This is a genomic window from Propionibacterium cyclohexanicum (assembly GCF_900111365.1).
Taxonomy (GTDB): Bacteria; Actinomycetota; Actinomycetes; order Propionibacteriales; family Propionibacteriaceae; genus Propionibacterium; species Propionibacterium cyclohexanicum.
This window is the reverse complement of sequence record NZ_FOGZ01000041.1, coordinates 1-8,776: the sequence shown is the minus strand read 5'-3', so window position 1 is coordinate 8,776 and position 8,776 is coordinate 1. Positions and strand designations below refer to the sequence as shown.

Below are 8,776 nucleotides of genomic sequence, written 5' to 3'. Positions count from 1 at the left end.
TCATCATCACCCGAAGACTCATCGCCCAAGCCTGGACCAGATACCGCTGGAACAACAGACCACACAAACAACCATGACCAAACGGCGCAACCTCTTAATGGTGCCGTTGACCCCAGGAGCAAGATAGCTTGTCCCACCGCCGGCCGCACCCATCATATGCGCACTGGACAACTCTCCATCCGAGTTCATCGCACTGTCTATCCAGGCGATAGCCCCTGAGCCGCCTCCTTGATAGCCGCCACCCCCACCGGAAGAGATACGCGTCTGGGGGTAATAGAAGTGCTGGGGGTGATACTTGGCGAGCACCCCATCTGCACCGTCTCTGCTGCCGGCAGGCGCGGTGATCCCGTCCTTCCAGCCTTGGGCGGCGCCCCACTTCGTGCCTCCCGCACCCGAGCACTTTCCACCTGTGACACCGTAATTGTATTCCGTGTCAATCCGGTCCGCGGCATCGTGGTCCGCATCGCCGCCCGCAGGATAGTCGTCCTCACCGCGATTCAGGGTGAAGCCGTCGCCAGGTGCTCCTCCCCCGCCTCCCGCGACGACTAGCGGGTCGCCAAGGCGCAGGATGGCAGAGCCACCACCACCGCTCGTGCCGTATCTGAAGCTAGTGCCTCGTACCACGTCATCGCCCGGATCCGCATTGGATGACCCGCCATTACCATAACCCTCACCACCTATCCTGGGGACGCCCAAAGCCACGTTACTTGAGCCGCCATTCCCGACGATGATGTCGAGCGTCTCACCACTGGTCACAGGCAAGGTGCCGCTCACTTCGGCAGGCCAGCCTCCCCACTCGCCACCGCCCCGACCGCCGATGACGGTAAAGCTGAGGACGGTGACGCCGGCCGGGACCGTGAAGGTGTAGCGACCCGCAGTCGGGGGCCAGTCGACGTTTACGTAATCGTCGGGGTTGACGGCCGGGACGGTGAAGGTCTTGCTGCCCGAAGTGGGCCCAGACGCCGCCGCCATCGGGGCGATCGAAGCTGCCGCAATGACGGGGACTGACCAGGCAGCCCCCTTGATGATCGTCCGGCGGTTCGGCGCCGGTGGACGATCGGCCCCCCGGTCGATTTCAGTAGGTTCAACGGGCATATTGAATCCAATCATTCGCAGTTATCCACCCGGCGTCTGCCCGGGTGATTATCCAGATGCCACACCGAGGCGTGAAATCCGAATTCAGTATGACCAGGGCATCGACGCCGAACGATCGAAAATGCCACGATGCCGCGAAGTGTGTGCAGGCTGTCGCAAAAGGCGGGTGGCACCTCAGCCGATGCGTTGACCGGCGGCTGGGATGGGGCCAGCGCTGTCCGCTGCGGGTGCAATGAGGGTCGAGCGGATCTGGGCAGGCGAGGCATCGAAATACCTCCGGAATGCACGCCTCATCACTTCGGCCGAGGTGAAGCCACTTTCGTCGGCCACCGCATTCAACGACAGCTGCGGCTGCTCACTCAGCAGCTCTCGGGCACGCTCGGTTCGTTGCAGCCGTAGCAGGTCAGCCAGTTTCACGCCCTGATCGGCGCAGGCCCGCTCGATGCTGCGACGCGAGACCCTCAATTCACGTGCGATGTCGTCCACCGCAAAACGCGAGGAACGGTAGTGGCTCACAATGACCTGCCGAGCACGCGAAACCAGATCATCTGCCACTTCACGAGGGGTCGACTCCACGACGAGGGCATGCGCAACGCCCAGGGTGAGCGATCGCAGGACGTCGGTGCTGCGCTCATCGCTGGGCTCGGGCGAATGCGCGAGAGTACGAAGGTATGTATAGGCCGTGCGGAAGACCAGCGAATCCTGGGGTGGATGTGCGGTGAGAGGACGCCTGCTCACCACAGGTGCCACTTGGGTACGGTCGAATGAGAAGAACACGATATCGGAATCGCCCTTGACGTCGAGAGTCACCTCTGCCGACCCAGGGGCAACAATACAGATTCCCTCCGATGATGCGATGACTGAGTTCTCGCCGCCGTCCACCTCGATGGTTCCCTTGGTGACGAAGAGATAGAGATACCGATTCTGTGAGTCAATCCTGTCACGATGCCACACCGCAGTCATCGGACGAGTTTTTGCGTGGGCCACCAGGATCCCATCGAGGCGTACCGCTGCTACCTGCACATACGTCGGGCTGACCGCCCGGGTGACCTCCAGCTGTGTTCGCTCGATGAAGCCCAGATCACCTCGCGCCCGCCCATCACGGTTCTCGAAATTGATCGAACGGAACCCCGTGCGCGAGACCAGCAGATCACTTCCCGCGTGAGGTGACATCGCTTTCTGACTCCCATTTCTGCGGCAGTGGTTTGGGCCCCACGGATAGTGCCACACACACCACGAGTGTTCCTGGCGAACCAGTGGTTTTCATATATCTAGCAGGAACCCGAGCGACCATCTCTTGGCGGAATGGCGGCTGTCGCAAAACGTGGGGCATCTGGCGCGAAATGACCGCTGATCACGGTCCCGCATTCCCGCACATTCATTCAACCCCGGCCCACCTGCAGACCGCGCCGAGAAGTGCCGGGCCCGGCTTGCCAGTCTCCTTCCGTGGCATCGTGGGACCATGACCACCTATGTCCTGGCCCCCGACTCCTTCAAGGAGTCGCTGAGTGCCCTCGAAGCCGCCCGGGCGATGGAACGCGGCGTGCACGACGCCGATCCAGCCGCACAAGCGGTTTCGGTGCCGATGGCCGACGGTGGGGAGGGCTTCGCCGAGGTCCTCGGTGCGGCGCTCGGGGCGCAGCGCATCAAGGCACGGGTGCACGACGCGCTGGGCCGGCCGATCGAGGGAGCCTGGTGGCTGGCCGGGCGCACCGCAGTGATCGACGTGGCGACGGCCGTCGGGCTGGGCCAGATCCCCCAGAGGCAGCGGAACGTCATGGCCTCCGACAGCACCGGCGTGGGCGAGCTCATCGCCGCGGCCCTCGATCACGGGGCAAACGAGATCATCATCGGGTTGGGCGGTTCAGCAACCAATGACGGGGGCGCCGGGATGCTGCGGGCGCTGGGCGCGCGCTTCCTCGACTCCTCAGGTCAGGAACTGTCGGGGCGGCCTCAAGACCTCAGCTGCCTCGCCTCGATCGACACGACGGGGCTCGATGCCCGCCTGGGCACACTGGGCGTCCGCGCTGCCTGCGACGTGAACTCCCCGCTCCTGGGCCCCACCGGCGCCAGCGCGGTCTTCGGGCCGCAAAAGGGTGCCACTGCCACATCGGTGGAACGCCTGGACTCGCTGCTCGCCACCCTCAGCCGGCTCGCCGGAGACCATGGCCGCAGGCTGGCGCAGGCCCGCGGGTCCGGAGCCGCAGGCGGGCTGGGCTGGGCCCTCATGACCTTTCTCGACGCCCAGATGCGCCCGGGCGTCGAGGTGGTCATCGAGGCCACCGAGCTCCGGAGCAGACTGCGCGGGGCCACCGCGCTGTTCACCGGCGAGGGCTCGGTGGACGCCCAGAGCGTCACCGGGAAGACGGTATCGGGCCTGGCCAGCGCCGCCGCGGACGCACATCTGCCGGTGGTGGTTTTCGCCGGGCGCATTGGCGAGGGCGCGGCGGCGCTGCACGAGATCGGCGTCACTCAGCTCGTGCAGATCACCCCGCGCGAGATGCCTCTCGCGCAGGCGCTGCCACGGACAGCCGAGCTGCTCCGCGCTGCTGTCGCTCGGTCGGTGCGCACGCTCAGCTGGCAGACCCCGTCCGCCTGAGCCGGGTCCTCGATCCCCCGGCCAGGGGATCGGGGACCTGCCGGGCACTGCCTCAGCTGCCCTCCGCCTTGCCTGCGCGCCAGTAGCCCATGAAGGCGACACGGCGGCGATCCACCCCGGCATCGCGCACCAGCAGCCGCCGAAGGGTCTTCACCATCGATGCCTCCCCGGCGATCCAGGCGTAGAAATCACCACTGCTTGCGAGGTCCGGAAGTTCCCACAGCAATGCGCTGTCGACATCGATATCGGGCAGCAGGGTATCCGGGTCATGGGTGTCGGCGGCGATGAATGCCCGATCGGTACGGCAGAACTGGGACACCGCGGACACCAGCGCCGAGCCGTGCTCACCGCTCCTGGGCAGCCAGCTGAGCTCGGCATGGGGGTTGTCACCACCGAGCGCATCCGCGGCCTCGGGCACTTCGATGAACGCCCGGATCAGCGGCGCCCCAGCAGGGTCGGATCGGGCACAGGACTCGACGATCGAGCAGATCGCCGGCCAACAGGATCCGCCGGGCACTGCCCGGCTGAAAGTCGATCCCGGCCCGGCGCTGCGGCGAACGGGCATCGGGGCCGATGATGACCAACTCGTCACCGGATCGGGCGGCCAGCGCGAAGCGGGCCCCTGGACCCATCGCACCGTGCACCGCGAAGTCCACGCTCACCTCGCGCCGGGCCTGATCGACAGCCCGGACGGTATAGGTCCGGAGAGGATTGCGCCGCTCGGGCACCGCGGCGAGCCAGCGCTGGTACCACAGCCCGGACGCGACCGCTTCGGGATCATCGATGCCGTAGTCCAGCCATCCGCCCGCCGCATTGGGAAAGACCAGCTTGATCCGCTGATCCAGGCAGTCTGATCCGAAGATGTCGAGATCCTCTCCGGTGAACACCAGGCGGACGAAATGCGGACTGAGCCTGCGCCTCTCCTTGACCCGGACGCGGTAGGGCCTGAAACCCCCGGCACTGACCGGACGCGAATCAGCGCTGCCCCCGGGTGCACCCGACGCGCTCACGCGGGCACCTCCCGCGCCGCAGTGCGCTCGCCGGCCGACCGGCCGGCCCGCCCTCGTGGCACGACCAGCGGCGCCCCACTGACCGGATCGTCGATCACCACCGTCTCCAGATCGAACACCTCACGCACCGTCTCCACATCGACCACCTCACGGGGCCCGCCCCGGGCCCTCACCGTGCCGTCGCGCATCGCCGCGAGCCAATCGCAGTAGCGGGCGGCAAGATTGATGTCGTGCAGCACCATGACAATCGTGGTGCCGCGGCTCTCGTTGAGCCGCACGAGCAGTTCCAGGACGTCGATCTGGTAGGCGAGGTCGAGGAAGGTCGTGGGCTCGTCGAGCAACAGCAGATCGGTCTGCTGAGCAAGGGCCATGGCGATCCACACCCGCTGACGCTGCCCGCCGGACAGCTCGTCGACGGGACGCTCGGCCAGCTCCGCGGTGCCCGTCTCCTCCAGGGCCAGGGCGATCGCCTCGTCATCCGCGCTCGTCCAGCGCCCGAAGCTGCCGCGGTGCGGAGTACGACCCCGCGAGACCAGATCCTCGACGACGATCCCCTCCGGGCAGGTGGGCGACTGGGGCAGCAATCCCAGTACCTTGGCGACCTCGCGGGTCGGCATCGAGTGGATCGCCCGCCCGTCGAGCAGCACCGCGCCCGCGCTGGGGCGCAGCTGGCGCGACAGGGTACGCAGCAGCGTCGACTTGCCACAGCCGTTGGGGCCGATGATGGCCCCGACCCGGTGCGCCGGCACCTGCAGATCAAGCCCACCAATGACCGGTCGGTCGCCGTAACCCACCGACACGCCGCGGGCGCTGAATTCGTGATCCGTCATGGCCTTGCCTGCCCCCAATCGACGAGCCGCCCACCCCACGGTGTGCCCATCACGCCGAGCCCCTGGTCCGGCGGCCCATTCGGATGAGCAGCACGATGAGATAGAGGCCCCCCAGGATGCCGGTGACGACACCCACCGGATAACTGCGCAGCAGAAGGTGCGCGGCGATGAAATCCGACGCCAGCACCATCGCCGCGCCGACCAGTGCGGCCGGCAGCAGCGAGGAGTGCCCAGCGCCGACCAGATTCAGGGCAATCGGGCCGCACAACAGCGAGACGAAGGCGATCGGTCCGGTCGTTGCGGTCGCGGCGGCCAGCACAACCACCCCGATGAGCATGATGGCCGCCCTCGTGAGGCTCACCCGAACCCCCAGCCCCGACGCCACGTCGTCGCCGAGCTGCAGATTGCCGAGCTGGCGCGACATCAGCCCCACCAGCGGCAGGCCCACGAGGAGAGCACCGATCAGCGGCGCGAGCGACGCCCAGCTCAGCCCATTGAGGCTCCCCGTGAGCCAGCGGCTGGCAGCCTGGATGTCCCACTGGCTGCCACGCGTCATGATCCACAAGGTGGCGGCATCGAACATCGACGCGGCTGCAATGCCCACGAGGATGAGCCGCGAGGTGGCTCCGCTGCCCTGCCAGGCGAGCAGCGCAATGGCCACGGCGGTGACCAGCCCTCCCGCCACCGCAAGGCCGGTGAGCGCCAGCCCGGACAGACCGAACAGGATGATCCCGGCGACTGCCGCGGTATTGGCGCCGGCGGTGACGCCGATGATGTCCGGGCTGGCCAGGGTATTGCGCAGGAGCACCTGGAAACACGTCCCGACCACACCGAATGCCGCGCCGGCGAGCACCGCGCCGCAGGCTCTGGGCAGCCTGAGCACGCCCACCCCGAAACTCGCGCCGGGCACGTGCTGCCCGGCGATCACCTGGACGACCTCGGCGATCGAGTAGGTGCGCTCCCCGATGCACAAGCTGAGCAGGAAAAGGGCTGCCACCAGGAGGGCAAGACCAGCCACCACAAGATTCCAGCGGAGCTGACGACGACGCCGGCGGGACCGCACGGACCGGCCGGCGGCGCCAAGCTCCCGGTCATGGCCCGGCACCGGCCGGGGTGCATACAGCGTGCCTGTGCTCATCTCACAACTCCCCGAGCCGTCGGGTGCGTAGCAGACCGATGAAGACGGGAGCTCCGATGATCGCGGTGAGAATGCCGACCTGCACGTCCGCTGGCCTGGTGATGACCCGGCCCACCACATCGGCGACCAGCAGCAGCAGTGGGCCCACGACAACGCACCAGGCCAGCACCCAGCGGTAGTCCGCCCCCACCATCGCCCGGACGGCATGCGGCACGATGAGCCCGACGAAACCGATCGGTCCGGCGAGCGCGGTCGACGTGGCCGCCAGCAGGACGGCGGCGACCGCGAGGAACAGCCGGGCGCGGCCGACATGGGTGCCCAGCCCCGTGGCGATCTCATCACCCAGCGCCAGCGCGTTGAGGGTCGGGCCCGAGCAGGCGGCCATCGCGGCTCCGATGACGAAGAAGGGCAGCACCTGCTCGATCTGCGTGAAGCGTGCGCCGTCGATCCCGCCGGCCTGCCACGAGCGGAAGCTCTGCAGAAGCTGGGCGTGTGGCAACAAGAGCGCCTGGGTGAAGCTGGTGAGCACCGCCGCGAGAACGGCGCCGGCGAGCGCTAGGCGCAGGGGCGTGGCGTGGCCGCGTCCTCCCGTGCCGATCGCCCACACCGCGCCCGCCGCCAGGCCAGCGCCGGCGAGCGCGAACCAGATGTACTGTGCTGCCGAGGTCAGCCCGATGTAGGCCATCGCAATGACGATCGCCACTGCCGCCCCGGCGTTGATCCCGAGAATCCCGGGATCGGCGAGCGGATTGCGGGTGAGACCCTGCATGATGGCTCCCGAGCAGGCCAGCGCAGCGCCGACCAGCAGGCCGAGCACCGTGCGGGGAACGCGCGAGCGCACCGCCTCGGCTGCGATGGTGTGCACCGAGGGGTCGCTGAGCGCCTGCCAGACCTGCCCCGGCGGCACCGACAGCGAACCGACCGCGACCGACAGCACGCAGGCAGCGGCAAGCATCAGCCCAGCCACCGCCAGGCCCCAGGCCCTGGCACGCCCAGTCCTGGCGCGAGCCCTGGCCGAGGTCGCCGGGACCCCGCCAGGCGTCCTCGCGCGCGCCACAGTGCGCCGCGTCAGGCTCGGAGCGTCCATGGCGACGATCAGCCCACCTTGTCGGCGGCCTTGGCCAGTTCCGTCACCAGGGCACCGACCTGCGCAGGGATGGACAGCACCGAGGGCGACAGGCTCGCGGCGAGATCGGAATTGTCCTGGATCACCGCCACCGATCCACGGCTGATCGCGGGGATCTTCGACAGCAGCGGGTCGGCTTGCAGATTCTTCAGCAGGCTCGCAGTATCGCCGTAGACGACGATGATGTCGACGTCGTCGAACACTGCGGCGTTCTCGGCGGAGATCTCCTTGTAGAAGCTGTCGGTGCCCTGGGACTGCTGGGCCACCGAGGCCGGCACGGTCAGTCCCAGGTCCGTGAGATAGGCCGAGCGCGAGTCTGCGGCGGTGTAGAGGCTGATGGTGGACAGCTTCTTCGGGTCGATGTACATCATCGCAGCCGACTTGCCCCTGAGCCCAGCATGCGCGTCCACCGCGGCAGCGATCGCCTTCTCGCAGTCGGCGATCACCGAGGAGCCTTGGGCTGTGCGCCCCATCGCCTTGGCGGTCACTGTCATCACATCGCGCCAGCTGGCACCCCAGGCGATCTTCGAGGTGTACGGGATGGTCGGGGCGATCTTGGACAGCGTCTCGTACTGCTCCTTCGTGATCCCCGAGGACACCCCCAGGATGAGATCGGGTTCGGTGTCGGCGATGGCTTCGGCATTGATCGAATCGGTCTCGTCGTAGATCTTCGGCAGCCTGTCACCGCTCGCGCCGAGCTTGTCGAGGGCTGCGGCAGTCCAGGGCAGCAGGCCGTTGCTGTCGAGCTGGCCGTAGTTGCCCTTCGGTATTCCCACGGGCACGACGCCCAAGGCCAGCACGGCATCCTCGCCGCTCCACCCCGAGTTGGCGATCCGGGAAGGAGCCTTCTCGATCGTGGTCTGTCCCCACGCATGGTCAATGGGGCTCTTCATAGATGAGGGTGTAGGGCATGTCGCGCGGTCGGGTGGCGCGTCGGTGTGGGGGGAGGGGTCGAGGTCTTCCGAGGATGGAGGTTCC

General features: G+C 67.6%; 9 protein-coding genes. 1 reads left to right on the top strand and 8 read right to left on the bottom strand.

What is annotated here, in order from left to right:
* Window positions 1-18 precede the first annotated feature (18 nt).
* Both BMX93_RS12820 and BMX93_RS12360 read right to left on the bottom strand, forming a co-directional pair.
* Window positions 19-1,110, bottom strand: coding sequence for a hypothetical protein (locus BMX93_RS12820; protein ID WP_143052919.1), 1,092 nt, complete (start codon window positions 1,108-1,110; stop codon window positions 19-21).
* 159 nt (window positions 1,111-1,269) lie between these two features.
* Window positions 1,270-2,268, bottom strand: a complete 999-nt coding sequence (locus BMX93_RS12360) for a helix-turn-helix domain-containing protein (RefSeq protein ID WP_091971585.1) — start codon at window positions 2,266-2,268, stop codon at window positions 1,270-1,272.
* 289 nt (window positions 2,269-2,557) lie between these two features.
* Between BMX93_RS12360 and BMX93_RS12355 the strand changes: the two genes are divergently transcribed.
* Window positions 2,558-3,694 carry a glycerate kinase gene (locus tag BMX93_RS12355; RefSeq protein WP_091971581.1) on the top strand — a complete coding sequence of 379 codons (1,137 nt, stop codon included), beginning with the start codon at window positions 2,558-2,560 and terminating at the stop codon, window positions 3,692-3,694.
* 52 nt (window positions 3,695-3,746) lie between these two features.
* Here BMX93_RS12355 and BMX93_RS13180 read toward each other — a convergent pair whose 3' ends face one another.
* Genes BMX93_RS13180 through BMX93_RS12330 form a run of 6 tightly spaced genes read right to left on the bottom strand, consistent with a single transcriptional unit; the run spans window position 3,747 to window position 8,691 of the window.
* Window positions 3,747-4,133 (bottom strand): siderophore-interacting protein, encoded by a 387-nt coding sequence (locus BMX93_RS13180; RefSeq protein WP_245725860.1) that lies wholly within the window; start codon window positions 4,131-4,133, stop codon window positions 3,747-3,749.
* Window positions 4,081-4,704 carry a siderophore-interacting protein gene (locus BMX93_RS12350; protein WP_218139341.1) on the bottom strand — a complete coding sequence of 208 codons (624 nt, stop codon included), beginning with the start codon at window positions 4,702-4,704 and terminating at the stop codon, window positions 4,081-4,083. Before BMX93_RS12350 ends, BMX93_RS13180 begins: the two co-directional genes overlap by 53 nt.
* Entirely contained in the window at window positions 4,701-5,534 is an 834-nt protein-coding gene (locus tag BMX93_RS12345; RefSeq protein ID WP_091971578.1) for an ABC transporter ATP-binding protein, read from the bottom strand. Before BMX93_RS12345 ends, BMX93_RS12350 begins: the two co-directional genes overlap by 4 nt.
* A 49-nt stretch (window positions 5,535-5,583) precedes the next feature.
* Window positions 5,584-6,672, bottom strand: a complete 1,089-nt coding sequence (locus BMX93_RS12340) for a FecCD family ABC transporter permease (protein ID WP_091971575.1) — start codon at window positions 6,670-6,672, stop codon at window positions 5,584-5,586.
* 1 nt (window position 6,673) lies between these two features.
* Entirely contained in the window at window positions 6,674-7,759 is a 1,086-nt protein-coding gene (locus tag BMX93_RS12335) for a FecCD family ABC transporter permease (protein ID WP_091971572.1), read from the bottom strand.
* Window positions 7,760-7,767: 8 nt separating this feature from the next.
* On the bottom strand, window positions 7,768-8,691 hold the full coding sequence (locus BMX93_RS12330) for an ABC transporter substrate-binding protein (protein ID WP_091971569.1): 924 nt from the start codon (window positions 8,689-8,691) through the stop codon (window positions 7,768-7,770).
* Window positions 8,692-8,776 lie beyond the last annotated feature (85 nt).